Annotated in this window: 15 protein-coding genes; 5 read left to right on the forward strand and 10 right to left on the reverse strand. The window is 62.4% G+C overall.

Features of this window, described 5'->3' with window-relative positions; genetic code table 11:
* Positions 1–520: 520 nt before the first annotated feature.
* Genes B5F94_RS00005 through B5F94_RS00015 form a run of 3 tightly spaced genes read right to left on the reverse strand, consistent with a single transcriptional unit; the run spans position 521 to position 4,234 of the window.
* Positions 521–1,606, reverse strand: a complete 1,086-nt coding sequence (locus tag B5F94_RS00005) for a GerAB/ArcD/ProY family transporter (protein ID WP_087326289.1) — start codon at positions 1,604–1,606, stop codon at positions 521–523.
* Positions 1,607–1,640: 34 nt separating this feature from the next.
* Positions 1,641–2,720, reverse strand: a complete 1,080-nt coding sequence (locus tag B5F94_RS00010) for a Ger(x)C family spore germination C-terminal domain-containing protein (protein ID WP_087326292.1) — start codon at positions 2,718–2,720, stop codon at positions 1,641–1,643.
* The gene (locus B5F94_RS00015) at positions 2,717–4,234 is read right to left on the reverse strand and encodes a spore germination protein (protein ID WP_087326295.1); all 1,518 of its coding nucleotides are present in this window, start codon (positions 4,232–4,234) and stop codon (positions 2,717–2,719) included. Before B5F94_RS00015 ends, B5F94_RS00010 begins: the two co-directional genes overlap by 4 nt.
* A 287-nt stretch (positions 4,235–4,521) precedes the next feature.
* Between B5F94_RS00015 and B5F94_RS00020 the strand changes: the two genes are divergently transcribed.
* Genes B5F94_RS00020 through B5F94_RS00030 form a run of 3 tightly spaced genes read left to right on the forward strand, consistent with a single transcriptional unit; the run spans position 4,522 to position 8,048 of the window.
* Complete coding sequence (locus B5F94_RS00020; protein ID WP_087326298.1) at positions 4,522–5,022, forward strand: complex I 24 kDa subunit family protein; 501 nt, start codon at positions 4,522–4,524, stop codon at positions 5,020–5,022.
* A 12-nt stretch (positions 5,023–5,034) separates the two neighbouring features.
* Positions 5,035–6,300, forward strand: a complete 1,266-nt coding sequence (locus tag B5F94_RS00025) for a complex I 51 kDa subunit family protein (RefSeq protein WP_087326301.1) — start codon at positions 5,035–5,037, stop codon at positions 6,298–6,300.
* A complete protein-coding gene (locus tag B5F94_RS00030; protein ID WP_087326304.1) occupies positions 6,297–8,048 on the forward strand; it encodes an NADH-dependent [FeFe] hydrogenase, group A6 in 1,752 nt (583 codons plus the stop codon). Before B5F94_RS00025 ends, B5F94_RS00030 begins: the two co-directional genes overlap by 4 nt.
* Before the next feature lie 412 nt (positions 8,049–8,460).
* Here the strand turns inward: B5F94_RS00030 and B5F94_RS00035 are convergent, their stop codons facing one another.
* From B5F94_RS00035 to secA, 7 genes are all read right to left on the reverse strand, one after another.
* Complete coding sequence (locus B5F94_RS00035) at positions 8,461–9,390, reverse strand: phosphate acyltransferase (RefSeq protein ID WP_087267454.1); 930 nt, start codon at positions 9,388–9,390, stop codon at positions 8,461–8,463.
* A gap of 218 nt (positions 9,391–9,608) precedes the next feature.
* Positions 9,609–12,917: an S-layer homology domain-containing protein gene (locus B5F94_RS00040; RefSeq protein WP_087326307.1), complete on the reverse strand. Its 3,309-nt coding sequence runs from the start codon at positions 12,915–12,917 to the stop codon at positions 9,609–9,611.
* A 212-nt stretch (positions 12,918–13,129) separates the two neighbouring features.
* On the reverse strand, positions 13,130–14,515 hold the full coding sequence (locus tag B5F94_RS00045) for a TrpB-like pyridoxal phosphate-dependent enzyme (protein WP_087326310.1): 1,386 nt from the start codon (positions 14,513–14,515) through the stop codon (positions 13,130–13,132).
* A gap of 418 nt (positions 14,516–14,933) precedes the next feature.
* Positions 14,934–17,564, reverse strand: a complete 2,631-nt coding sequence (locus B5F94_RS00050) for a cation-translocating P-type ATPase (RefSeq protein ID WP_087326313.1) — start codon at positions 17,562–17,564, stop codon at positions 14,934–14,936.
* A 365-nt stretch (positions 17,565–17,929) separates the two neighbouring features.
* Positions 17,930–19,474 carry an ABC transporter substrate-binding protein gene (locus B5F94_RS00055; RefSeq protein ID WP_242965501.1) on the reverse strand — a complete coding sequence of 515 codons (1,545 nt, stop codon included), beginning with the start codon at positions 19,472–19,474 and terminating at the stop codon, positions 17,930–17,932.
* A gap of 169 nt (positions 19,475–19,643) precedes the next feature.
* Positions 19,644–20,456 carry a peptidoglycan editing factor PgeF gene (gene pgeF, locus B5F94_RS00060; protein WP_087326316.1) on the reverse strand — a complete coding sequence of 271 codons (813 nt, stop codon included), beginning with the start codon at positions 20,454–20,456 and terminating at the stop codon, positions 19,644–19,646.
* Positions 20,457–20,549: 93 nt separating this feature from the next.
* Positions 20,550–23,297 carry a preprotein translocase subunit SecA gene (gene secA / locus B5F94_RS00065; RefSeq protein ID WP_087326319.1) on the reverse strand — a complete coding sequence of 916 codons (2,748 nt, stop codon included), beginning with the start codon at positions 23,295–23,297 and terminating at the stop codon, positions 20,550–20,552.
* 304 nt (positions 23,298–23,601) lie between these two features.
* Here secA and B5F94_RS00070 point away from each other — a divergent pair, with 304 nt between their 5' ends.
* Both B5F94_RS00070 and B5F94_RS00075 read left to right on the forward strand, forming a co-directional pair.
* Entirely contained in the window at positions 23,602–24,012 is a 411-nt protein-coding gene (locus B5F94_RS00070) for a hypothetical protein (protein ID WP_087326322.1), read from the forward strand.
* A complete protein-coding gene (locus tag B5F94_RS00075; protein ID WP_087326325.1) occupies positions 24,009–25,493 on the forward strand; it encodes a serine/threonine protein kinase in 1,485 nt (494 codons plus the stop codon). The genes B5F94_RS00070 and B5F94_RS00075 overlap by 4 nt, the downstream gene beginning before the upstream one ends.
* The last annotated feature ends 57 nt before the right edge of the window (positions 25,494–25,550 follow it).

The following is a 25,550-nucleotide window of genomic DNA, read 5'->3' on the forward strand; positions in this document are numbered from 1 at the left end:
CTTCAAAGAAATTAAATCAAGAGCCTTCTTTCAAGCTTTGCTTGTCAGAAGGACTTCTCGTCCTTTCTGGTGCTTCGTGTTTCTTTCACGTTGTTTAATTTACAAGGTACACGCTCTTGCCAGCCATTCGGGCTGACGTGCTATTTATTTTAGCACACTCTGTTTCGCTTGTCAAGGACTTTTTCAAGTTTTTTCAGGGCTTTTTAGCCCCGAACCGCTTGTTTCGGTTCTTTTTCAAGCTCGTTCGTGCCTTCCGGCGCGAACTCATTTAGTTTACCACGCACACTCGCGTTTGTCAAGCACTTTTTTCTGATCTCTTTCCGCAAGGCTGTCCAGGTTCCCCTCGGTTTCTTCCGGTTTTGGTCAGATTTTCATGCCCTCTCGCAAGGCGCTCAGATAGAATATCACCCTCAACTCCATTTGTCAACACCTTTTTTCACTTTTCTTTCGACTTTTTGCGCCGCTCCAAACACTACCTATATATAGTAGAAAATCAGAGCCTTACCCACAAGATGCCCCTCTACCCTCTCTTACGGAACAGAGAGATGACAAACAGCAGCAGCGGACCGCCCAATCCAAAGAGGATACCGCCCCACAGCACCGGCCCTTCCAGAGCCCGATCCAGGGCAAAGGCGTCAGGAAAGAGCCAGATGGCTCCTGCCGCAGCCGCCAGAATGATGGGCAGCACGGCGGTGCTTCTTTTCTGAATCGCAAACCCTTTCTGGGCCAGTTCCGAACAGGCACAGGCCAACAGGGACAGCAGGGCCAGATCCGCCAGTACCCACAGGGCAATGATGACCGACTCCATCCGCTGGAAGGTGCCTTCAAAGCCAATGCCTTTTACCATCATAAAGAAGGGGGTATCCATACGCCCGGCCAGGCCGGGCCCAAAATTACCCAGGCATACCACCTGCAGAGCGGTCAAGGTGAGGCACAGGCCCACTGCCCAGCGCAGGATCTTTCTCCGCCCCCCCTCCTCAGGCACCACATGGCCCCCCAGGCAGGGGGCAAATACCACATAGCCCAGCAATCCCAGCACCGGCAGGGTGGCAGAGCCCACAGCGGGCAGATCCTCTACCCACACGGGCAGCAGATTGGCGGTATCCACCTGAAAGGCACCCAGCAGCAGGGACAGGGTCAGCCCGGCGGCCAGGGTGAGAAAAAACACTTCCCCCGCTCGGGCCAAAGCCCGCACCGGCTTGCGGACCAGCCAGAAGGTCACCCCCAGCAGGGCCAGCAGAAAGAGCACCATAGGGGCGTTGCGGTAGCTGATGGTAAGAAAGCGCAGGGCCACCTGCCGAGCGTTGGCCGCCAGCAGATAGAGCCCCCACAGAAAGTAGAGCAGGCAGAAAACCCGCCCCAGGGTGGGACCCAGCAGCTGTTGGGCGGTATTGGGCAGACCACCCCCGTCCGGGCCGCCCCTGAACAGCCGCCACAGCAGCCAGCACAGTCCCAGCAGCACCGGCAGAGCGACTAGAGTGGCCAGCCACCCAGCCTCCCCGGCCCGCCGGGCGGTGCTGCCGGGCAGCAGCTGAATGGCGGGGGACAGCAGGGCCGCAAAGGTCAGGGTCAGCAGCTGCCGCAGAGAAATGCGGTCGTCGGGCATGGTGTCACCTCCTACATATAATAGTGAATCGTCATTACCCGTCAGCGTGGTAACTGCGCTGGATTATCGCCTCGGCGGTGGCCTCCAGCTTCAGGTCTTTCATGGAATAGCTGCCCAGCAGCACCTCCTTGTGCCAGGGCACGGCAAAGGCGGCGGATTGGCGCAGCCCCAGATAGTCGGCGTCCAGCGCCCGGGACAGCTCCAGCGCCCGGGCCATCCGCTCCGCCTCCACCTGAGTCAGCTCCACCTCCAGGGCGTCCAGGGTGGCCTGGTCGGGCATGGCGCTCCCCTCCGCCAGATTGGCATCCACCTTACAGTGGACCTTTAACCCGGCCAGAGTGTCCCCCTGCCAGATGGGCCGCACCGAGGCGGCGGCCCCCACCACACGCAGGGCGGCGGCGGTGCCGTCGGGGGCCTGTACCTCCACCACGTCGGCGTCCACCTTGCCGAAGATCAGATTGACCCCCAGGGCGGCGTCTCCCTCCGCCCAGCCCACCAGCACCCCATCCTTCAGGATGCCGTAACCGGCGGCAGTCAGCCCGCCGTCCGCCAGCACTGCCGGCAGAAAGGAGGCCCCCTGCCGGTCCAGCTCGGCCAGCACGTCCTTCACCGTCCGGGGCATGGAGTTGGCGGTGAGCCCGGCGTCGTCGGCCAGGGCCTCCAGCCGGTCGGTGGCAGAGCCGTCGGCGGCTGCAGCCTCAATGGCCTGACCCGCCGTGCCATTGCGCACCACATAGAGGGCGGTCTCCAGGCGCATCTCCACATCCCGCAGCACATAGTCCAGAGAGGGCATGACCCCCCGTTTGGCCAGCCCCTCCCCCAGCAGCAGCTGGGTGACGTGGCCGAAATAGAGGTAGGAGGACCCCTCCCCCTGGAGTTCCAGCACGGCGGCGCTGATGGTACCCGCTTCCCCGGCCACAACCTCAGTCTCCTCCTGAGAGGTGCCGCCGGAGGCGGTGATGGCCACCCCGGCATCCCCAGCCGTATCCACTCCCAGGGTGCGGATCAGCTCCATGTCCTCGATCTCCCGGGCGTATGGCAGAAAACCGGAGTACCGGCGGCAGCCGGTGAGCAGGAGCATAAGGAGCAGCACCAACAGAACCTGTTTTTTCACCGCTGTTTCCTCCTATTCCTGGGTTTGAGGGCGGCAGGCCGGTCCTTGATCTGGGGCATGGGCCGCCGCAGCAGCACGTGCTCCCGGGGCCTGCGGCCGGTACCCACCGCAAAGGGGGTGAGATAGGGCACCCCAAAGCTCTCGATGCCCGCCAGATGGACGATGAGTACCGCCGCGCCCATAACGGTGCCGAAGAGCCCCGCCGCGCTGGACAGCAGCACCAGCACAAACCGCCAGATCCGCAGGGCGCCCCCCAACTCCTGAGAAGGCATGGTGTACCCGGCGATGCCGGCCACCGCCACCACAATAAGCACCGCCGGGGAGACGATCTTGGCCTCCACCGCCGCCGAGCCCACCACCAGACCGCCGATGATGGAAACCGTCTGACCGATGGACTGGGGCAGCCGCAGCCCCGCCTCCTGTAGGATCTCAAAGGCGATGAGCAGGACGATGACCTCAAAAGCCGAACGGAAGGGCACGTTCTGCTTGGCGGCGATAATGGACAGGGCCAGTCGGGTTGGGATCATCTCCTGATGGAAGGTGACCATGGCGATATAGAGGGCGGGCAGCAGCAGGGTGGTAAGCATACAGAAGTAGCGCAGCACCGTCAGGGCGGTGGCCAGCAGCCAGTTGGAGGACTTGTCCTGGGGGGCCTGCAAAAAGTTGCCCAGCACCGCCGGAGCCAGATAGCCCAGAGGGATGCCGTCGATGAGGATGCCCACCCTCCCCTGGGCCAACCCGGCGCAGAACCGGTCGGACCGCTCGGTGTACTGGATGAGGGGAAAGGGGGTGTGGGCGGCGGGCACGATATACTCCTCAATGGCCCCGGTGGAAAACACCCCGGCAATGTCGATGTCCCGCAGCTGGGCGGTCACCTGCTCCACCAGATGGGGATTGGTGATTCCCTCTATATATAGGATATCCACCAGCGTGGCCGACTGGCGGCCCACGATCTGCTCCTGAATCCGCAGCTCCGGGGCCTTCAAATGGCGGCGGACAATGCTGGTGTTGGTGCGCACGCTCTCCACAAAGGCGTCCTTGGACCCCTTGAGCACCGTCTCGTTGTCGGGGGCGGACACAGACCGCTTCTCCTCGGTACCCACAAAGCAAGACAGCACCGTGCTTTCCCCGGGAAACAGAAACACGCACCATCCGGCCACCAGGTCAAAGACCACCTGATCCAGCCGGTCCCGCTCCTCCACCGTCAGGTTGTACAGAGCCCCCTGGCGCATCCGCTCCATCATGGGCGTGGTTCCGGCGCATCGGGCCAGCTCCGGGTCTTGGGCCATGGGCCGCAGGAGATAGTCGCTGATGCGCTCCATCCGTACCATGCCGCTGAGGTAGCACAGGGTCAGGCTGTGCCTGGGGTCCTCCCCCACCCACACCGTCCGGTGGACGAAATCCACGCAGTCCCGGAAGATCTCCTCCAGCCGAGCCAGGGTGATGGCCCCCGGATAGCGGGGCTCCTGCCGGGGGTGGGGATGGGTCTGTCCGTCGGAGCGATCATGGGCCATGGCAAGTCCTCCTTTGTCTGAATGTGCGCATCAACGCTCTCTGCGTTTCCCCATTCAGAGCTCTTTTTTACAGTCCCACGGCCCTGTTTGGGTGAATTTGACGAATTGAACTTTTTTATACTGCCCTGTTTTCGCCTTGTTATACAAACTTGAAGGTAACTGTTGCAATTTTCCAAAAGAATTGATATACTTGAAAAAACTCCCCGGTTCATATGGTAAACTAGTCACCTTCCGGTAAGTATCCCGCCGCTCCGGTGGAGCAATTCTAACAAAGAGGAGGAGCCCCTATGAAGCCCTTTACCCAAGCCGCCGACGTTCTAGACAAGGAGCTGGCGGACAAGATCGACGGCATCATCTCCGCCCACAACGGGGACACCACCCAGCTGGTGGGTATCCTGCTGGACGTGGAGGCCGCCGTGGAGCGGCACTACATCCCGGAGTCCGCCGCCTACTATGTGGCCGAGAAGCTGGGCGTCAAGCCCACTCAGGTCTACGATGTCATCTCCTTCTACACCGCGCTCCATTCCAAGCCCCGGGCCAAGTTCACTCTGGAGGTGTGCAACTCCGCCCCCTGCCGGGTGAAGGACAGCGACACTCTGGTGGAGACCCTCAAGCGCCTGCTCAACCTGGAGGTGGGCGAGGTCACCTACGACGGCCGCTTTTCCATCGAGAAGGTCCCCTGCTTCGGGGCCTGCGACGTGTCCCCCGCCGTGCGGGTCAACGGCGTGGTGTACGGCCATCTGGACAGCGAGGAGCGTATCCTGGATATGCTCCAGCAGCTCAATTAAGGGGGTGCCGGTATGAGCAAGAAAGTCTGTTTTATCACCCGTAACTTCGGGAAGTACGATCCGGACAGCCTGAAGAGCTACGAGTCCATCGGCGGCTTCACTGCCCTGCGGAAGGCTCTGACCATGGACGGCAACGAGATCGCCGACGTGCTGGCCGCCAACGGCGTTCAGGGCCGCGGCGGCGCCGCCTATGACATGGGCAAGAAGTGGCGCCAGGCCCGTGAAGTCAAGGGTGCCCACAAGTGCGTGGTGTGCAACGCCGACGAGGGCGAGCCCGGCACCTTCAAGGACCGTGAGCTGCTCACCAACGATCCCTTCCAGCTGCTGGAGGGCATGATCATTGCCGGCTGGTCCGTGGGCGCCGACAACGGCTACATCTATATGCGTGAGGAGTATTCCCACCTGCGTCCCCGCCTGCTGTCCGCCATCGCCCAGTGCGAGGAGGCCGGCTACCTGGGCGACGATATCCTGGGCTCCGGCCTGAACTACCGCATCCACCTCTACTCCGGCGCCGGCGCATACGTCTGCGGCGAGGGCTCCGCTCTGGCCGAGTCCGTCGAGGGCAAGGCGGGCCGTCCCCGTATGAAGCCCCCCTTCATCAAGCAGTGCGGCGTGTTCCACCTGCCCACCTGCGTCAACAACGTGGAGTCTCTCTCTCTGGTGGCTCCCCTGCTGCTGGACGACGAGGGCTACTACAAGAGCCAGGGCACCGAGGACTGCCCCGGCACCAAGATGATCTCGGTCTCCGGCAACGTGAAGAACCCCGGCGTGTTTGAGGTGCCCTTCGGCATCACCATCCGGGAGATCATCTACGACCTGGCCGGCGGTATGGAGAACCCCGAGTATCCCCTGCGCCTGGTGCAGCTGGGCGGCGCTTCCGGCCGGATCTGCGCTCCCTCCCAGCTGGACACCCCCTACACCTACAAGGGAATGCGGCAGGCCGACCTGACCGCCATCGGCTCGGGCGCCGTGCTGGTGGTGGACGAGCGCACCAGTGTCATCGGCTTCCTGCGGATGACCCAGGAGTTCTTCTCCCACGAGAGCTGCGGCCAGTGCACCCCCTGCCGGGAGGGCAACCGCCACATCGCCATGCTGCTGGATAAGATCGCCGCCGGCGAGCACACCCAGAAGGATGTGGACACCCTGAAGAAGTTTGCCGACATCATGTCCTGCGCTTCCCTGTGCGGCCTGGGGGAGACGGCGCAATCCGCCCTGCTGTCCGCCATGAAGCGCTTCCCTGAAGTCTTTGCCGTCAAAGAGGAGGTCGCGGTCCGATGAGCAATACGGTACATCTTACCATTAACCATATGCCGCTGGAGGTGCCCGCCGGCACCCGCATCATCGAGGCGGCCAAGATGCTGAACATTGACATTCCCCATCTGTGCTATCACCCCGACCAGACCATCAAGGCCCACTGCCGGATGTGTATGGTGGAGGTCACCGGCCAGCGCAAGCTGCTGGCCGCCTGCTCCACCGTGGTGTGGGAGGGCATGGAGGTCTTTACCGACACCAAGAAGGTGTACGACGCCCAGGTTGGCGTGCTGGACCTGATTCTGGCCGACCACAAGCAGAACTGCCTCTCCTGCGCCCGCAACGGCAACTGCGAGCTGCAGAAGCTGTGCCGCCGGTTCAACCGCCTGCTGCCCGAGCTGCCCGACATCTCCTCCAACGAGCCTCTGCGCATCGACAATCCCTCCATCGTGCGGGACCCCTCCAAGTGCGTCAAGTGCGGCCGCTGCGTAAAGGTGTGCGCCGAGGTCCAGGGCTGCGCCGCCCTCACCGCCGCCAACCGCTCCGGCGACTTCAAGATCACCACCGCCTTTGACCTGCCCATGGACCAGACCGACTGCGTCCTGTGCGGCCAGTGCTCCCTGGTGTGCCCGGTGGGCGCCATCGTGGAGGTGGACAACACCAACGACGTGGTCCGCGCCATTCAGGACCCCCGCAAGCACGTTGTGGTACAGGTGGCTCCCTCCGTCCGCGTGGGTCTGGGCGACGAGTTCGGCCTGGAGCCCGGCGCCATCGTCACCGGCAAGATGGTCACCGCCCTGAAGATGATGGGCTTTGACAAGGTGTTCGACACCAACTTCACCGCCGACCTGACCATCATGGAGGAAGGCAGCGAGCTGCTGGACCGCATCAAGAACGGCGGCAAGCTGCCCATGATCACCTCCTGCTCCCCCGGCTGGGTCACCTACATGGAGAAGCATCACCCCGAGCTGTGCGACAACCTGTCCACCGCCAAGAGCCCCCAGGGTATGTTCGGCGCCGTGGTCAAGACCTATTACGCTCAGAAGATGGGCTGGGACCCCCACGACATCGTGTCCGTGTCCGTCATGCCCTGTACCGCCAAGAAGTACGAGGCCTCCCGTCCTGAGCTGGGCCGGGACGGCTACCGGGACGTGGACTATGTTCTCACCACCCGCGAGCTGGCCAAGCTGATCCGCTACGAGGGCCTGGACCTGTCCGTGCTGCCTGAGAGCGAGTTTGACTCCCCCTTGGGCATCGGCACCGGCGCCGGCGCCATCTTCGGCGCCACCGGCGGCGTGATGGAGGCCGCCCTGCGTACCGCCTATGAGGTGTACACCGGCCAGACTCTGCCCCGTCTGGAGTTCGAGGACGTCCGCAACGACGTCAACGCCATCAGGGAGGCCACCATTGACCTCAACGGCACCCCGCTGAAGGTGGCCATCGCCAACGGTCTGAAGAATGCCGAGGAGATCATCCGCCGGGTGGAGAGCGGCGAGGCCGACTACATCTTCATCGAGATCATGGCCTGCCCCGGCGGCTGCATCGGCGGCGGCGGTCAGCCCATCGGCACCAACAACGCCGTCCGGGACGCCCGCATCAAGGCCCTGTACGAGATCGACCGGTCCCTGCCTCTGCGTAAGAGCCACGAGAACCCGGAGATCAAGACCATCTATGAGGAGTTCTTCGGTGCGCCTCTGTCCCACCGCTCTCACGAGCTGCTCCACACCCACTATCACGCCCGTCCCAAGAAGCACGACTTCTCTCACCTGAAGTAAGCAGAAGGGTCTGCTGCAAAACCGCTGTCTTACACAAGCCTGTCATTGCGAGCCAGTGCGCACACTGGCGTGGCAATCCGTTTCCCCGGCAAAAGGGGCGGATTCCCACGAAAAACGGCCGCCCACCGGGCGGCCGTTTTTCTCGGAATGACGGGTCTTTGTACCGGCTGCGCAGTTTGCAGCAGGTCCCCATTTTGTCATCCTGAGCGTCAGGGTCGGATCTTTTCTGCCAGTTTGTCTGCCACAGGAAGATTCTTCGCCCCGCTGGGGCTCAGAATGACCGCTGTATTCTATTTTGCAGCAGGCCTTTTTTGTGCTTCACCCTGTAGGGGCGGCCTTTATGGCCGCCCGCCATATCCCCCATCCACGCAAAAAGGCCGGCGCTGACGCGCCGGCCTTTTACCGTATGGACTTACTTCTGCTGGGTCTTGCGCCACTCGTTGAGGACGGCGCAGAACACCAGGGACAGGAAGCTCTCCTCCGCCTTGGCGGAACGGGAGGTCAGGGCGATGGGCACCTTGGCGCCCACCACGGCGCCGCAGGTGGTGGCGTGGGCGTGGATGAGCCAGCTCTTCACCAGGATGTTGCCGGCGATCAGGTCCTGGGCGATGATGCCGTCGAAGCCGCCGCCGGACCAGGGGCACTCGTAGTTCTTCAGCCGGCAGGCCTCCTTGGAGATGATGAGGTCGTAGGAGATGGGGCCCCACAGCTCGCAGTCGGCGAAGGGGTGCTGCTTCTGCTCGCTCACCAGGCGCTGGGCCTCGATGGTGTCGGGCATATGGAAGTTGACGTTCTCCACCAGAGCCATCAGAGCCAGCTTGGGATTCTCATAGCCGAAAGCCTTGAGGGCGTCGGCAGTGTTCTTGATGATGGCCTTCTTCTGGGTGGGGTTGGGGCTGACGATGATGGTCATGTCGGACAGAGCCAGCAGCTTGGGATACTCGGGGATGGAGGCCAGAGACACATGGCTCATGAGGCGCTCGGTCCGCAGGCCGTTCTTCTTGTCCAGCACGGGCATCAGGAAGTCGCGGGTAGGCATATTGCCGCGCATGAGGATGTCGCCCTCGCCGCAGTGGATCACGTCGATGGCGGCCTGGGTCACATTGTGGCCGGGAGCGGTGTCCACCATGGTGTAGGGCTCCTTGTCCAGGCCCAGCTTCTCCAGCTGCACCATGGTACGGGCCCGGTCGCCCACCAGCACGGGCTGCACAAAGCCCTCCTTCTGAGCCTGGAACAGGCCGCGGAGCATATTCTCGCCGTCAGAACCGGCCAGGACCACGCGCAGAGGAACATTCAGCTTGGGAACACGGCTGATGATATTGTCAAAATTCTTCAATTCCATGGGATGATCCCTCACCTTTCCATTGATGCCGCGCAGCGGCGTTTGTTCTATTATTATACCGGATAGTTTCGGAGAATACAAGGTATTTCCATAGGAATCGGAACAATATTTCCCCTTATAGCGGGGCAATCCCCCCTTCTTTCTCCGGTGTTTCCGTGCCGTGCACAAAAAGACCGCCGCGGGAGGATTTCCCGCGGCGGTCCGGATAGTATTGCTTCTTACTTTGCCACGTTCTCGCAGAAGCGCATAAGGATGGTGGCAACCTCAGCGCGGGTGGCGGTGCCGGTGGGATCCAGCTTGCCGCCGTCCTTGCCGGTGATGAGCTCAGCGCCAACCGCCCAGGTCATGCCGTCGGCCGCCCAGGTGGACACGGTGCTGCCGTCGGCGAAGGTGGTCAGGTCGCCCTTGGCGGACACGTCGTACTCCTTGTACTCGGCATAGCGGTACAGGATGGTGGCCAGCTGCTCACGGGTCACGGTGTCGTCGGGGGCAAACACGGTGTCGCTGTAGCCCTTGACGATGCCCTCGGCAGCCGCCCAGCGGACCGCCTCGGTGTACCACACGCCGCTCTCCACATCGCTGAAGTTCATGGCGTAGTTGACCACAGGGCTGCCCGCCTGACGCCACAGAATGGTGACGATCATGGCCCGGTTGGTGGTCATGAGGGGGGCGAAGGTGGTGGAGGAAGTGCCGTCCATCAGCTTGTTGTCGTAGGCGTACTTGACGGCCTCATAGAACCAGTCGTCGGCCTTCACGTCGGTGAAGGGCAGGCCGGTCTCCACAGGGGTGTCGTCCTTGGTGAAAGAGGCTTCCACGGTGACAGCGGAAGCGGGCATGGTGAAGGTATACTTGCCGTCGCCCTTGTCGGTGAGCTTGAGCTCATTGCCGTTCTTGTCGGTGACGGTGATGGTATCCAGCTTGTAGCCCTCGTCAGCCTTCACGGTCAGGGTAATGGTCAGACCCTTGTTGGCACGGGTCCGGCTGGCGGTAACGGTGCCGTTGTCTGCCTTGCTCACGGTGATGGCGTAGGAGGTACCGGAAGAAATCACGCTCCACTGGGCAGTGAGGGTCTCCGTCTTGCTGACGGCGTAGGGGCTCTCCACCTTGTTGCCGTCGGCGTCATACCAACCCAGGAACACATAGCCGTCCCGGCTGGGCGTGGGCAGGGGAACCTTGGTGTTCTCCTCCACCGTATACACAGAATCCGCGGTGGCGTTGTCGTTGTACTTCAAGGTCAGGGTGTGCGTGGTGGTGGTCGCCTTCAGATCGGTGATGCTGTCGCCCTGCTGGGCAGCCTCCAGGGCAGCTTCCATGGTGGTGTAGTAGCTGTGGGTGTCACCGCTCTGCACCTTGGCGGCGGCTCTATCTGTGTCGTCAATAAATTTGTCCACGCTGGCGCCAAAGGAGCCACCGTTGATGGTAATATTCGGCTTAAGGCTTTCCACGACCTGCTGCAACTCATCATCAGAGTTGGTCTGCTTCCCAATTATCAGATCTCCGGTGATGGTACCGCCGTTGACGGTCAGAACACTCTGATTCCCCTCATATGCATCCTGACCCCACAGGCCAAGTTCCACATTACCTTCAACAATTGCACCCTCATTTACAGTCACGCGGGCGCCATCCTCATAACTTGCCGCCCAGCAGACATCCATGGCGATATCATCATCTGTACGGGGGATAATCGTTGTCCCGGTGTTCAGGTTGATTTCACCGTTGTTGTTGGACAGGGTGTAGTTGAGGCCGGTATAATCCGTCATGCCGGTGCCGTCCAGCGTGACATTTTCCAGGGTGAGGTTGGAATAGTTCTGGATCAGGATCTTGACTTGCTGTCCCTCCTCAGGATCCGCGGCAATGGTCCCGTTCTTAAAGGTAATGTTGTTATTTTTGATTAGCTGGAACCCGTTGGTCTCAGTACCGGCAGAACCTACGCCGCTGGTGATTGTATAGGTATGTCCGCCCAGGTCAAAAGTAAGATTTCTCTTCACGGTGCCATTCACGACTACGCCAGCGCCGGCAGTATCTTTCAGCAGAGTAATCGTCGTATTCTCAGTCGTGGTCACCGCGTCAACGGCATCCTGGAGAGTATTATAGCCTGTGGTGCCGATGCGGGCGACATAGTCATCGTTGATGGTTCCACCCTCTTCAGCAACAACATCGCCACCGTTCACAGTACCGAGCTGCTTAAAGGTCGCGCCGGTATCCACAGTCAACTTGGACGCAGCATCCATGTCGATAGTACCCACATTGGTAAGCGTATTGTTCTCCGCCACCGTTGCGGTCACACCGCTGAGTTTCAGCGCACTTCCCTCAGGCACGGAGAAAGTGTTCAATGTTACAGACGGGGTACCACTACTAGTGTACACCGGAGAAAAGTCACTGATCGCTGCGGAAATCGGAGTTCCCGCCTTCTGGATGGTCAGGTTTTCGTAGGTGGTAGCATAGGTGGCATTGCTGGAACTCCCGGTGCGGACGACCAGGGGAGTAATCTGCGCAGCAGTTACGTTGGTAGCTTCGTCGATGTTCCAAACCGAGGAACCTGTAACACCACTGCCGTCCGGCGTACCAGAGTCAGTGCTAAAGCAGCCGTTGGCCGCGCCGAAATTCAGCTTTCCGGTAATATCGCAGTCATTCAGATCCACATTGGCCGTGCCCACAAAGCCACGGTTTGTGGCGGAGAGATCCTCGATGGTACAGCCGGTGGCTACAATAGAAGAATCCACCACTTCTCCGTTGATGCCGCCAAGGTAGAGGTTGTTCAGCTCACAATTATTCAGCGTCACGCTGCTGGAACGCACCTTGGTGCTGCCGCTGCCGCCGCCGCCGAGCAGGTAGAACTTGCTGTTTTCGGCTTTAATGACGACCTTATCTGCCACAGCTTCGGTATCCATAGTGCCGCCCGCAATATTGCGTGTCCCTTCATTTCCGTTTCCCCAGGACCCGCCGTTGACATAGAGTTGGCTGCTGGGATCAGAGAGGTCAACGTCGTCAAACTCCATGGTTATGGTGCCGTTTACACAGGTATTGCGGGCGCCCGCTCCGTGAAGAAGGTTCTTCACAACGGCGTCGCCGGAAAGGGAAATGTTCACATCTCCCGTCACAACGGAGCAGTAATCTGTCGTAGAGCCCTCTTCTCCGTAGTTGCCGCCGAACAGTCTCCAGATCGTGCCGCCGGTCATGGTGATGCTGGTGCTTTCCACCGACACCGCCTCCGTCCGGCCATCGGCGCCGCCAAAAACATTGACATATTTAGCCGCGTCAACACCTATGTATTTGGTCGTGCCGTTGTCATCCCAACTGATGTAGGCGCTTTCGCCCGTGGCGGTGAAATCATTGAATGTCGCCGCCGTTCCATTCTCCGGCGCCGCGGCCGTGATAGTGATGGGCGTACCATTGGCAAAGAAGTATGTGCCGCTGGCTGTGGGGGCCCCATCCGCAGGCTTAGGCTCCGCCGCCAGCGCCGTTACCGGCAGCAGCGACAGCATCATGGCCAGCGCCATCGCAATGGATAGCATCTTTCTTTTCATTTGTCTCACGCTCCTTATTTCTATTCTACCAACATCAAGCCATTTTTCTTTGGCCTGACCGCATCTAGTTTAGCGTATCTCTTTGTCAAAATCAAGTGCTGTCCGGTAAATGTATCCATTTCGTAAGAATTGTTCTTACGCCGCATCCTATATCATACATTTTTCAACAAAAAACGAGCCAGCCGCCAATTTCTTGCAGCTGGCCCGTCCGGTCAAATCCCTTTATTTTGAGGAATGTCAGGCAGGGAGTCAAAGCCCTTTTGCAGATCCTCGTCGGTGGGGATATAGTCGGTCATCTTGCCGGTGAGGTAGTTCTCATAAGCAGTCATATCAAAGTAGCCGGTGCCCGTGAGGCCGAAGAGGATGGTCTTGGCCTCGCCGCTCTCCTTACACTTGAGGGCCTCGTCGATGGCTCCCTTGATGGCGTGGGCCGACTCGGGAGCAGGCAGGATGGTCTCCTGCTTGGCAAAGAGCACCGCCGCCTCAAAGACCTTGGTCTGCTCGTAGGCCACCGCCTCCATGTGCCCGTCGTGGTACAGCTTGGAGAGGACGGGGCTCATGCCGTGGTAGCGCAGGCCGCCGGCGTGGTTGGCGGAGGGGATGAAGCCGCAGCCCAGAGTGTACATCCGGGCCAGAGGGGTCACCCTGCCGGTGTCACAGAAATCGTAGGCGTACTTGCCTCTAGTGAGGGAGGGGCAGGAGGCGGGTTCCACCGCCACGATGCGGGGGTTCTTCACGCCCTTCAGCTTGTCGGCCATAAAGGGGGCGATAAGGCCGCCCAGGTTGGAGCCGCCGCCGGCGCAGCCCACCACCACGTCGGGGTACTCCCCCAGCTGCTCCATGGCGATCCTGGACTCCAGGCCGATGATGGACTGGTGGAGGAGCACCTGGTTGAGCACGCTGCCCAGCACATAGCGCTTGGTGCCGCCGCTGTTGAGGGCGGCCTCCACCGCCTCGGAGATGGCGCAGCCCAGGCTGCCGGTGGTGCCCGGGTTCTCCGCCAGGATCTTGCGGCCCACCTCGGTGAGGTTGGAGGGGGAGGGGGTGACGTCGGCGTCAAACACCCCCATCACCGCCTTGCGGAAAGGCTTCTGCTCGTAGGAGCACTTCACCATAAACACGTCGCAGGTCAGCCCGAAGTAGGAGCAGGCCTCGCTGAGGGCGGTGCCCCACTGGCCGGCCCCCGTCTCGGTGGTGACGCCGGTGAGGCCCTGCTGCTTGGCGTAGTAGGCCTGGGCCACGGCGGAGTTGAGCTTGTGGGAGCCGGAGGTGTTGTTGCCCTCAAACTTATAGTAGATCTTGGCCGGGGTGCCCAGGGCCTTCTCCAGGTTGTAGGCCCGGATCAGAGGAGATGGCCGGTACATCTTGTAGACCTCCTGGATCTCCTCCGGGATGTCGATAAACTCGGTGGTGCCGTCCAGCTCCTGCTTGGCAAGCTCGGTGCAGAAGATGGGGGCCAGATCGTCCACCCCCAGGGGCTGGAGGGTGGCGGGGTGAAGCATAGGGTCGGGCTGCTCTGCCATGGCGGAGCGCAGGTTGAACCAACGCTGTGGCATCTGGTCTTCGGTGAGGTACAGGCGGTGAGGGATCTTGGTCATGTTCATGCACTCCTTCAAGTCTGGTTTTGCGGGAGAGGGCATGAATTTTTTCTGCAAGGCAGGCATGAAAAAACGCCCTCGTCCCAAAGATTCTCTGGGACAAAGGCGTGATAAAAACCTCTGCGGTGCCACCCGGATTGACGCATTCAAACAATGCGCCCGCTCACTTTCGCGTGCCTGCCAGCACACGCTCCCCTGATAACGGGTGGAGTCCCCGTCGCGCTACTCGGTTTCCCTTTCGCAAAGCCCTCAAAAGTCCATTCACCCGGACGCCGCCTGCCGCGATCCCACCACCCGCGACTCTCTGTGAGGCCTTGATACCGGACTACTCCTCTTTCTCATCGGTTTGACGATTTAGTTTGGCATAGTATACCGCCCCGTTTTCTCTTTGTCAAGGGGTAATTTTGATTTTTTTGCGCTACCGGCCCGCCGCCGCCTTGGCGGCACTCACCCGCTTGCCCGGTTTGTGGCTGCGGCGGAAGGCCTTGGCCGCCTCGCACACCACCACCGGCGTCACCGCCAGGCAGGCCACCACCCCCCAGGCCCGGGGGGACAGAGACACGGTGGAGAATACAGTCTGGAGCGGGGGCACCAACAGCACCGCCAACTGCATAGCAAGGCCGATGAGGAAGGCTTTGTTCATAGCCGGGTTGGAGGTCACTCCCAGCCGGAAAAGGGATGCCTCCTCGCTGCGCACGTCAAAGGCGTGGAAGAGCTGGCACAGGGTGAGGGTGGCGAAGGCCATGGTGCTGCCCGCCGCCAGGGAGCAGCCAGGCAGCACCCAGGCCCCCAGCACATAGGCCGCCAGGGTGAGGGCCCCCACCATCACCCCCTGCCAGGCCAGCCGGAAGGCAAAGCCGTGGGCAAAGAGGGACTCCCCCGCCTGCCGGGGCGGCCGGTCCATCACCCCCGGCTCCACCGGCTCCACCCCCAGGGCCAAAGCGGGCAGGGAGTCGGTAACCAGATTGAGCCACAGCAGCTGGACCGGGGCCAGGGGCATCTCCGGAAACCGGAACAGGGTAGCCAGAGCAATGGTCAGAATCTCCCCGATGTTGCAGGAGAGCAGATAGTGGATGGCCTTTTTGATGTTGGCGTAGATCCCTCTCCCCTCCTCCACCGCCGAGACGATGGTGGCGAAGTTGTCGTCGGTGAGGATCATGTCCGCCGCCCCACGGGCCACGTCGGTACCCCCCTTGCCCATGGCGCAGCCGATGTCGGCGGCCTTGAGGGCGGGGGCGTCGTTGGTGCCGTCGCCGGTCATGGCCACCACCTTCCCTCTGGCCTGCCAAGCCTTTACAATCCGTAATTTATGCTCTGGAGATACCCGGGCGTATACCGCGAATTTGTCCACTTCCTCCTCCAGAGCGGGCTGGGGCAGAAAGTCCAGGTCCTCCCCGGTGAGGGCCCGGTCCCCCGCCCGGCAGATGCCCAGCTCTTTGGCCACCGCCACGGCGGTGAGCTTGTGGTCGCCGGTGATCATCACCGGCCGTACCCCCGCCTTGTAGCACTGGTCCACCGCCCGTTTCACCTCCGGCCGGGGCGGGTCCATCATGCCCAGCAGTCCCACAAAGGTGAGGCCCTGCTCCACGCTGTCGCTGTCCAGGCTGCGGGGCTGTACCTCCACATCCTTGTAGGCCACCCCCAACACCCGCAAAGCCTTGCCCGCCATGGCCTCGTTGCGGCTGGTGATCCGCCGCAGGGCGCTCTCGGCCAACCGACACCGCCGGGCCAGCACATCGGGGGCGCCTTTCACCATCACCCGGTATCCCCCGCCCGGCCTGCTATGTACGGTGGTCATGAGTTTACGTTCCGAATCAAAGGGAATCTCCCCTTTTCTGGGCCATTCCTCCCCCAATTTATTCTTATCCAGTCCGGCCCGGGCTGCCGCCTCCACCAGGGCGGCCTCGGTGGGATCGCCGGTACACACCGGGCTCTTCCCCTTCCAATTCAGCTCGGCATCACCGCACAGGGCCCCGATGGTGAGGGCCAGATCCCGCTCCCCCTGGGAGAGCGTCCAGATGTCCACCACCGTCATTTTGTTCTGGGTCAGGGTGCCTGTTTTGTCGGAGCAGATCACCCCGGCGCACCCCAAAGTTTCCACCGCAGGCAGCTTTTTGACGATGGCCCGCCGCTTGGCCATGCGGCTTACCCCCAGGGCCAGCACAATGGAAATAATGGCGGGCAGGCCCTCGGGGATGGCGGCCACCGCCAGAGATACGGCAGTGAGGAACATTTCCAGCAGATTCCGCCCCTGGAGCAGCCCCACCCCGAACATCACCGCGCACACGCAAAGGCACAGGAAGGACAAACTGCTGGAAATCTCCCCCATCTTCTTCTGTAAAGGTGTTTCACTTTCCCCCTTATCCATCAAGAGACCGGCGATATGACCCACCTCCGTATCCATTCCGGTGGCGGCTACCAGGCAGGTGGCCCGGCCCCGGGTGACCACCGTGGCGGAGAGGAGCATATTGCGCCGCTCCGCCAGGGGGGTGTCGGGGGGCAGGGGGCCCAGGGCCCCCTTGCTCACCGGGGCGGACTCGCCGGTCATGGCGGATTCGTCAGCCTGGAGTCCTGCCGCCTCCAGGATGCGGCAGTCGGCAGGCACCAGGTCCCCCGCCTCCAGGCGGATCACGTCGCCGGGCACCAGCTTGTCCGCCTCCACCCGGGTCAGCACCCCGTCCCGCAGGGCGTGGGCCGCCGGGGCGGACATCTGGCTCAGGGCCTCCATCGCCTTGCGGGCGCTGTCCTCCTGGGACAGGGAGATAATGGCGTTCACCGCCACGATGCCCAGAATGATGGCGGCGTCCAGCCAGTCCTCTCCCCCGCTGGCCCACAGGGACAGGGCCGCTGCCGCCAGCAGCACCAGAATCATGGGGTCCTTCAGCTGGCCCAGCAGCCGGGCCAGGAAGGACTTGTCCTTCTTGTGGGCCAGTTTGTTGGGCCCGTGAGCCACCAGCCGCCGGGCGGCCTCCGCCCCGGTCAGTCCGCCCTGATTGCTTCTCAATTCCTCCAGCGCCTGCTTGGCGCTGTACGCATACCACTGTGTCATGGTGACCGCTCCTCGCCTGTTTGTTTTCCAGCTTTTGGATACAGTATAGCAGGCCTGTCCCCCGGAATTGGGGGAAACCTGGCGGGGCGGACACGCAAAAAGCGGCCCCCGCGTGATGCGGGGGCCGCTGGAGACTGTCGAAAAAGTGGCACACCACTTTTTCGAGGGGGGTGCAGTCTGCCGCGCGCAGGGCCTGTCCGCTGGAGGCGGACAGGCCCCACACTTGCAGCCTGAGAAGTGTTTTCATCCACGCACAGGTCGCGGCTGAAAACGGATTTGACTTTATTCGCGCCTGCGGGCGCGAACTCTGCGAGGCTTTTTTCGCAAACGGAAGCGGCCCCCGCGTGATGCGGGGGCCGCTGGATTCATTGTGCGATCTCCCAATAGGCAAACTGGAAGAACAGATTCTGCTGGGTGGGCGTCATATTGGAGACGGCGTTCCACTGGGAGAGCACGGACCAGTTTTTGAAGCAGATCACCGCGAAGGGTGGCTCCTCCGCCAGCCGGGCGTAGAGCTGACGGGCGCTCAGGTCCCGGCTCTGGCCGTTGGTGGCCCGATAGGTCTGGAGCAGCTGGGCGGCCTGAGTGTCGCTGTAACCTCCGTAGTTGAGGGAGCCCCCGGCGGTGATGAGGGCGGTGAGATCAAAGTCGGCGGTAAGCCGCACCTCCCCCAGGTAGAGGTCAAAGTTCCCACTCTGAAGGGCGGAGACATAGGCGTCCCAGTCCAGCTTGGTGAGGGTGGCCCGGATGCCCAGATCGTTGAGGCCGTTGACCAGGTGCTGGGCCGCCGACACCCGGTCCTGATTTTCGGCGGACACTACCAGCTCCAGGCTGAGGGTCTGCCGTCCGTTGACCCAGCCGCTGTCGGTGGCAGTCCAGCCCGCGGCGGTGAGGGCCTCGGCCACCGCCTGGGAGGAGTAACTGAGGGCGGAGGCCTGATCCTCATGGTAGAGGGCGCTGCCAGGGTGGACCGGCAGGGCGGCAGGCTGGGCGTGGCGGGAGAAGATGGCGGTGGATACCGACTCCCGGTCAAAGGCCCGCAGCAGGGCCTTCCGCACCCCGGCGTCGGCGCAGGGGCCGCTGACGGTGTTGAAGCCCACATACACCATGGTGGAGGTGGGATAATCCAGGGTATCAAAGGAGCCGGAGAAGCCCAGGGCATTGGTGGCGGTCAGGTCGGTGGACACCAGGGAGATCTCCTTGGTGTCGAAGGCGTGGATCAGATCGTCGGCCTCCTGAATGGCCTGGAGGGGAATGGTGTCCACCGGCAGCTTCTCCCCCTGCCACCAGCTTCCGTTGGCGGTGAGGGACAGGTCGTTGCCGCTGCCGGTGAGCACATAGGGCCCGGTGCCCAGCGGGGTGCCGCCGGTCTCCTTGACGATGGGGATGTCCAGCAGGGCTGGCAGGGACCCGTTGGCCCGGGTCAGGGTCATGGTCACCGTTCCCTCCCCCGCCGTGATGGCGCCAATGTCGGCAAACCGGGCGGAGTAAAGGGCGCTGGTGCGGGCGGTCTCCAGGGAGGAAACCACCTCCGCCGAGGTGAGGGGGCTGCCGTCGGAGAAGGTGACGCCGGAGCGCAGGGTGAAGGTCCAGGTCAGCCCATCCTCCGAGGCGGTATAACCGGAACACAGCACCTGACTGACCTCAAACTGCTGATCCAGGGCAAACAGGCCCTCATACATCAGCCCACCCAGAGACAGGTTGGTGCGGTTGCCGCCGGTAATGGGATGGAATCCGGCCTGAGGGTAGCAGGCCAGGGTAAATTCCGCCGTCTCAGAGGTTGGGGCGGCGGAGACGGTGGGTTCCGGCGTGGGGGTAACCTCCGGCTCCGGCCCGCCGGTACAGCCCGCCAGGACCAGGCAGAGGGCGGCCCCCAAAGCCGCCAGCCGCAGTGGTATTCGTTTGTTCAAGGGCAGCCCCTCCTTGTCTGTTTGCGGTATAAAAAAATGTCTTTCCGGGAATTCACTTCCCGGAAAGACACCCCGACCCGCGCCACGAGCGCGAAACCGGGGGTATCGAGCCAAGTCGCCGGCGTTTCGTCGGCACGCAGGCTCGTATCTAGGGGGTATTGGGTACCCCCTAGATGATTGCGATCATTGCAGCCTGGCTGCCCCGTTCGCCCTTGGTAACCCGGTGAGACCAGTATTTCTCCGGCAGGCAGGCGGTACAGTCGCCGGACACGGCAATATGCTCGGGGTCCAGACCGGCGTTCTCCAGCCGCTTGGCGTTGAGAGCCTTCAGATCCACATGGAACTTGCCGGTGGGCAGCACCTGGATGCAGTGGAGGGCGGAGGCCCCCATAGCCTCGGTCATAGCGTTGGGCACGTCCTCGTGGGTCTCAAAGCAGCACTTGGAGATGCCGGGGCCGATGGCGGCCAGAATGTCCAGCCGGTCGCAGCCGTAGCAATCCACCATCCGCTCCACCGCCTTGGCGGCGATGCCCAGAGCGGTGCCCCGCCAACCGGCGTGGACCGCCCCAACCACCCGGCGCACCGGGTCGTAGAGCAGAATGGGCAGGCAGTCGGCGGTAAAGACGGTGAGCACCACGCCGGGGATATCGGTGACCAGGCCGTCGGCCTGCCAGGGTTCCGGCTCATCCAGGGCAATGCCCAGGTCGGCGGTGGTGACGGAGCGCACCGTGTCCCCGTGGACCTGGCTGGCGCACACCACACCCTTCACATCGGCGCCGATGGCGGCGCAGAAGCGGCGGTAATTCTCCGCCACTTTGGCCGGCTCGTCTCCCCGGTTCATGCTCAGGTTGAGGGAGGCAAACTTCCCCTCCGACACCCCGCCCAGCCGGGTGGAAAAGCCGTGGGCCACTCCGCCGGCGGCCTCAAAGCCGTCGCAGGACAGATAGAGCAGGCCATTTTTGTTGTGTTCAATGATGTTCATGGGGTCCTCCATCTGGGACGGGCGACCGCAAGGGTCGCCCCTACGGAATCATTAATCGTGGGGGCGGCCTTTACGGCCGCCCCCTGACAACCATCAGTCCTCTTCGTGCATCCCGCAGCACTTCTTGTACTTCTTGCCGCTGCCACAGGGGCAGGGATCGTTGCGGCCTGGCTTCTTGCCCTTCTTGACGGGCTGCTTCTTTACGGTGCCGTCGGCGCCGGCGCTCTCGCCGGTGACCTTGGCCACCCGTTCGCGCTTGACGGTGGAGCCCACCTGCACCCGGGCCAGGAAGATCCGGCGGAGGGTCTCCTCCTGGATGGCGGCGATCATGCGCTCGAACATCTCGTAGCCTTCCCGCTTGTACTCCACCACGGGGTCGTTCTGGCCGTAAGCCCGCAGGCCGATGCCCTGGCGCAGCTCCTGCATGGCGTCGATGTTGTCCATCCAGTACTCGTCCACCACCCGGAGCATCATCACCCGCTCCAGCTCACGCATGAGGGGCTCGCCCAGCTCGGCTTCCTTCTTGCTGTAGACCTCGGCGGCCTTCTCCAGCAGCAGCTCCTCCAGCTGAGAAGCGGTGTATTTCTCCAGTTCGGCGTCATCGAACTTGAACTCGTCGGGGGTGAGGAACAGGCCCCGGAACTGGGCGCACACCTCCCGCCAGTTCTCGGCGTCCATGTGCTTCTGCTCGCCCATATGGGCCGCCACCTCGTTGGAGATGACGGTGGACAGCATGGTCTGGACAGCCTCCTTCAGGTTCTCGCCGTCCAGCACCTTGCGGCGCTGCTCATAGATGACCTTACGCTGGGTGTTCATCACGTCGTCGTACTCCAGCACCGTCTTACGGGTCTGGAAATTCCGGGACTCCACCTGCTTCTGGGCGTTCTCAATGACGTTGGACAGCATCTTGGAGTCCAGGGGGGTGTCCTCGTCCACACCCAGCCGGTCCATCATGCCCATGACCCGCTCGGAGCCGAACAGGCGCATGATGTCGTCCTGGAGGGAGAGGAAGAACCGGCTCTCGCCGGGGTCACCCTGACGGCCGGCACGGCCCCGCAGCTGGTTGTCAATGCGGCGGGACTCGTGGCGCTCGGTGCCCAGAATGAACAGGCCGCCGGCGGCACGGACCTTCTCGGCCTCCTCCTTGATCTCGTCCTTATACTTGGCCTCCGCCTCGGTAAACATCCGGCGGGCCTCCAGGATCTCCTGGTTGTCGGTGTCGGCAAAGCCGGTGGACTCGGCGATGAGCTCGTCGGACAGTCCGGCCTTCCGCAGCTCGGCCTTGGCCAGGAACTCGGCGTTACCGCCTAGCAGGATATCGGTACCACGGCCGGCCATGTTGGTGGCCACGGTGACCGCCCCCAGCTTACCGGCCTGAGCCACGATCTCGGCTTCCTTCTCGTGGAACTTGGCGTTCAGCACGTTGTGGCGTATGCCCTTGCGCTTGAGCATCTCGGAGATCTGCTCCGACTTTTCGATGGAGATGGTGCCCACCAGCACAGGCTGGCCCTTGGCGTGGCACTCCTCGATCTGCTTGATGATGGCCCGGTATTTGCCGGCCTCGGTCTTGTACACCACATCGGGGTTGTCGATGCGGGCCAGGGGCTTGTTGGTGGGGATCTCCACAATGTCCAGGGAGTAGATGGTACCGAACTCCTCCTCCTCGGTCATGGCGGTACCGGTCATGCCGGACAGCTTGTGATACAGGCGGAAGTAGTTCTGGAAGGTGATGGTGGCCAGGGTCTTGGACTCCCGGGCCACGGTGACGCCCTCCTTGGCCTCGATGGCCTGATGGAGGCCCTCGTTATAACGGCGGCCGTACATGAGGCGGCCGGTGAACTCGTCCACGATGATGACCTCGCCGTCCTTCACCACATAGTCGATGTCCCGCTTCATCAGGCCCCGGGCCTTAATGGCCTGGTTGATGTGGTGGGAAAGGGTGGTGTTCTCAGGATCGGCCAGGTTCTCGATCTGGAACTGCTGCTCAGCCTTGGCAATACCGCGGGCGGTGAGGGTGACGGTGCGGGCCTTCTCATCCACGATGTAGTCGGCGTCCACGTCCGGGTCCTCTTCCTCCTTGGTGTCCACCTTGGCCACCCGCTGGCCCTTCAGGCGGGCCACGAAGGCGTCCACAATGGTGTACAGCTGGGTGGACTTGTCACCCTGGCCGGAAATGATGAGGGGGGTACGGGCCTCGTCGATGAGGATGGAGTCCACCTCGTCCACGATGGCAAAGGCGTGGCCCCGCTGCACCATCTCGGTGGCGTAGATGCACATATTGTCCCGCAGGTAGTCGAAGCCGAACTCGTTGTTGGTGCCGTAGGTGATGTCGGCGGCGTAGGAGGCCTTGCGGTCCTTGGGCTGGATGTCGTGGATCACCAGACCCACGGTGAGGCCCATGAAGCGGTAGACCTTGCCCATCCACTCGGAGTCACGCTTGGCCAGGTAGTCGTTGACGGTGACGATGTGGACGCCCTCGCCGGCCAGGGCGTTGAGGTAGGCGGGCAGGGTGGCCACCAGGGTCTTGCCTTCGCCGGTCTTCATCTCGGCGATACGGCCCTGATGGAGGATGATGCCGCCGATGAGCTGCACCCGGTAGGGCTTCATACCCAGCACACGCCAGGCCGCCTCCCGGCAGGCGGCAAAGGCCTCGGGCAGGATATCGTCCAGGGTCTCGCCATTGGCCAGACGCTCTTTAAATTCAGGAGTCTTGGCCTTGAGCTGCTCATCGGTGAGCTTGGAGTACTCCTCATCCAGGGCCTCGATCTTGTCCACGATGGGTTTGATGGCCTTGAGCTCCTTGGCGGAGCTGGTGCCGAACAGCTTTTTCAACAGTCCCATGTGATTGTTTCACCTTTCTGATCTTCCACAGCGCAAAACGCGGCTGTTGACATTGATTCAGTTTCCTAGTATAGCATAACCCCTGAAAAGAAAAAAGAGTAAATTGTGAACAAATTGCATGATCTACCCTTTTCTGTTCCAGATCGCGGATCTTATTCTCTTTATGCAATAAGTGTGCAATTCTGCACACCTGCCGGTGGAGAAACTATGATACACTCTTTCCAAGTCCCCGACCGGGTAGTATAATGGATGACAGTTACCTTTTTGTAAATTGTTTCTATCCCATAAAGAAAGGAGGGGCGCTGTGAAAACCACGGATGAACTGCGCAATGCCATGCGCTCGTCCTCGGATCCCGCCATGCTGGCGGGGGGCGCTTTTACGCCGCCGGACTTCACTTTTTATCTGTGCAACCTGCTGGAGCGGCGGGGCTGGCTGGTGAAGGACGCCATCCGGGCCTGCTATCTGGAGCGGTCCTACGGCTACCAGCTCTTTAACGGCACCCGTCCTCCCACCCGCACCTTTTTGCTGCGGCTGGCTCTGGCCCTGGACCTGGGGGAGGAGGAGACCCAGAAGCTGCTCACCCGCTGCGGCAGGGCCTCCCTCTATCCCCGCAGCCGGTTTGACGCGGCGGTGCTCTACGGACTGACCCACCACCTGACCCTGGAGGAGACCGACGAGCTGCTCCTCTCTCTGGGAGAAGGGGGGCTTCTGTGAGCCGCGCCGAGGAATTCCGCAATCATTACCGGCAGGTGGTGGACAGTCTGGCCCTGCCTGACCGCATCGCCCTGGTGTACCGGCCGGAGGCCTGTCTGGCGGAGCGGGAAAGCCGCAGCGTGTGGCTCCTCCGCCGCCGGTGCGACGAGGCTCCCTATGTGCTCAAGATTGCCCGGGAGGGGGGCGAGGACCTGGAGGAGGAGTTCCGGCTGCTCACCCAGCTCTACCCCGCTCTGGCGGGCCGTGTGCCTTTGGCCGCTGACTGCTTCCGGCAGGAGCAGACCGTCTATCTGGTCCGCAGCTACCTGCCCGGGCAGTCTCTGACCCGTTATCTGGACCGCACCGGCCCCTGTGACGAGGCAAGCTGCCGTCAGATGGGACTGAAGCTTCTGTCCCTGCTGGACCAGCTCCACCGGATGGACCCGCCCATCATCCACCGGGACATCAAACCGGACAACATCATCATAGGACCCGACGGAGATGTGGGGCTCATTGACTTCGGCATCGCCCGACAGTACAAGCCTCACCGGGACAGCGACACCCGCATTATGGGCAGCTCGGTCACCGCCGCCCCCGAGCAATACGGCTTTGCCCAGACCGACGAGCGCACCGACCTGTACGCCCTGGGCGCCACCCTGATCTGGACCCTCACCGGCTCCTACGACCGGGACAGTCTGGAGGCGGCTCCGGTATCCCGGCAGCTGAAGGGGGTCCTGCGCAAATGCACTACCTTCAGTCCCGAAGACCGCTACCCCACCGCCGCAGCACTGAAGGACGGGCTGGGCGGCAAGGCCCGCGGGAGGCAGCGCAAACTCTTAGCGGCGGTCTGTGCCCTGGCCCTGTGTCTGGGGGCCGCCGGAGCTGTGGCTCTTCCCCAAATGCAGGGGTCCCAGCCGGTGGAATTTTCCTCCTACTGCCTGGAGCTGGCGGTGCGGGAGGAGCTGGACCGGCCTCTGGGAGAGATCACCTACAGCGATCTGGAGCAGGTGGAGCGGCTGGCACTGCTGGGTAATGAGGTGCTGGAGGACCCCTCGTCCTACTCCTATTATATGAATGATATGACCGGCGACACCTCCTACGGCGATGTGTCCGACGGAGACTGGTCGGTGCTGGGCACGCTGCCCCTGCTGGAGGAGCTCTCCCTGTGGGCGCCGCCGGAGGAGGCGGTGGCCGCCCTGGTGGAGCGGGACCAGCTGCCCATTCTCAACGTGGGCCTGCTGCCCTGTGAGGACCTGTCCATTCTGGCGGGCTGCCCGGTGGTGGACCTGCGTCTCCACGCCGGACAGAACTCCCTGGAAGGCGCGGGGGACCTGCCCCGGCTGCGCAATCTGGGGCTGTTCAGCTCCAACGTCACCGACCTTTCCCCCCTGGCAGAAGCGGATCTGCTGGAGACCTTCTGCTTCAACGGCCCCGCCATCCCCGACTTTTCCCCCTGTCCGCCCTGCCCCGGCTCAATACGGTGCTGGTGCCCCAGTCCATGACGGCAGCGGCGGAAGCGGCCTGCCCCGGCCGGGTCAGCCTGCTGAACTGAGTCGTAC

It is taken from the genome of Flavonifractor sp. An4, assembly GCF_002161755.1.
Lineage (GTDB): Bacteria > Bacillota > Clostridia > Oscillospirales > Oscillospiraceae > Flavonifractor > Flavonifractor avicola.

Excerpts from the sequence above, each read along its gene's own strand:
- B5F94_RS00025 (WP_087326301.1), top strand. The coding sequence starts at position 5,035 with ATGAGCAAGAAAGTCTGTTTTATCACCCGTAACTTCGGGAAGTACGAT.
- secA (WP_087326319.1), bottom strand. The coding sequence starts at position 23,297 with ATGGGACTGTTGAAAAAGCTGTTCGGCACCAGCTCCGCCAAGGAGCTC.
- B5F94_RS00015 (WP_087326295.1), bottom strand. The coding sequence starts at position 4,234 with ATGGCCCATGATCGCTCCGACGGACAGACCCATCCCCACCCCCGGCAG.
- B5F94_RS00030 (WP_087326304.1), top strand. The coding sequence starts at position 6,297 with ATGAGCAATACGGTACATCTTACCATTAACCATATGCCGCTGGAGGTG.
- B5F94_RS00040 (WP_087326307.1), bottom strand. The coding sequence starts at position 12,917 with ATGAAAAGAAAGATGCTATCCATTGCGATGGCGCTGGCCATGATGCTG.
- B5F94_RS00005 (WP_087326289.1), bottom strand. The coding sequence starts at position 1,606 with ATGCCCGACGACCGCATTTCTCTGCGGCAGCTGCTGACCCTGACCTTT.
- pgeF (WP_087326316.1), bottom strand. The coding sequence starts at position 20,456 with ATGAACATCATTGAACACAACAAAAATGGCCTGCTCTATCTGTCCTGC.
- B5F94_RS00020 (WP_087326298.1), top strand. The coding sequence starts at position 4,522 with ATGAAGCCCTTTACCCAAGCCGCCGACGTTCTAGACAAGGAGCTGGCG.
- B5F94_RS00050 (WP_087326313.1), bottom strand. The coding sequence starts at position 17,564 with ATGACACAGTGGTATGCGTACAGCGCCAAGCAGGCGCTGGAGGAATTG.
- B5F94_RS00045 (WP_087326310.1), bottom strand. The coding sequence starts at position 14,515 with ATGACCAAGATCCCTCACCGCCTGTACCTCACCGAAGACCAGATGCCA.
- B5F94_RS00035 (WP_087267454.1), bottom strand. The coding sequence starts at position 9,390 with ATGGAATTGAAGAATTTTGACAATATCATCAGCCGTGTTCCCAAGCTG.